Source organism: Rhizobium sp. 01T444 (assembly GCF_056398305.1).
In genome coordinates this window covers 1-1,050 of the sequence record NZ_JBFTPD010000097.1, presented here as the reverse complement: position 1 = coordinate 1,050, position 1,050 = coordinate 1, and the positions used below count along the sequence as shown (strand labels likewise).

The 1,050-nt window shown below is 65.5% G+C and carries 1 protein-coding gene; it reads right to left on the bottom strand.

Translation table 11 applies throughout. The features are described from left to right. The coding region (locus AC1DTN_RS37300; protein ID WP_477925119.1) for a cation diffusion facilitator family transporter at positions 1-789 on the bottom strand (789 nt) is incomplete at its 3' end. Positions 790-1,050: the final 261 nt, after the last annotated feature.

The following is a 1,050-nucleotide window of genomic DNA, read 5'->3' as shown; positions in this document are numbered from 1 at the left end:
GAACAGGAGGGTAACTCTCTTGACGTCGGGCGCCTGCTTCAACAGCTCGATTGCCATCGCCCGCCGATCGGCTGGCAGCGGCATCCCGGCCAGGTAGCGGCGGTTCAAGTTGACCAGAAAGACCCCGGCGGTCCCCATCAGCAGGCCCACGACTATGGAGCCTCCTGCGTCGTACAACACATTGCCGGTGATGTCGTGCAGCAGCATCCCCAGCCCCGCGACGGCAAGCCCGACCAGCGCGAGAAGATCCTGCGTCACCACCGTCCGCAACTGAGAGTCGGACGTCTCGAACACATGTTTGACTGCGCTCAGCTGACGATCTGCCGCACGTCGGCTCAGGAACCGAAGCGCCTGAAAGGTCGAGATGCTTTGGAGCGCGAACGATCCGAGGATGACGGCGTAACCGAACCGGTAGTCGGTCGTCGCGTCGGCCATGCTGAGTTGGCGGACGCCTCGCCATATCCCGACTTGCGCGCCCAGGGCGAGCATGGCGATCGAGCCGAACATCGACCACACGTACGACTCCCGTCCATAGCCGAGCCGATGAAGCACGTCGGCCGGGCGCCGGGCCGCGAGATAAGCGGCGACGAGGAAGCTGTCGGTAAGGGCATCGACCCAAGAGTGCACAGCCTCGGCCGTCATGGACGCGGACCCGGTTAAGACCGCTGCCAGCGTCTTCACAAGCGCGATCGAGGTTCCGGCCGCGAAAGCCAGCATCACCGCCGACTTACCGCCCGGCTGGTCGGCGTCTACGCCAAGATGTCGATGGAAGCGATGAAACGCTCTCATGAAGAAGCACCTTGTCGCCCTTGGCGAACTTTGGGGGAAGTCATCTTGGGCTGATCATGCCACCCGCCTGGCCAACCGCCGCCGAAACGGCTGTGGGCAAAGTAGGCCCGCGCTGCCTCCACGGCGCACGCGCTGATCGCCCCGCGCAGCCGGCGCCCGGTGGCCCCGGCCACCGCCTGGAGCTTGCCGACGGGTCGGCAAGAATCCAAAGCAGCACCGCTGCAGCGCCGCGCACCGACCGGCAAACGGCATGGCGATCAC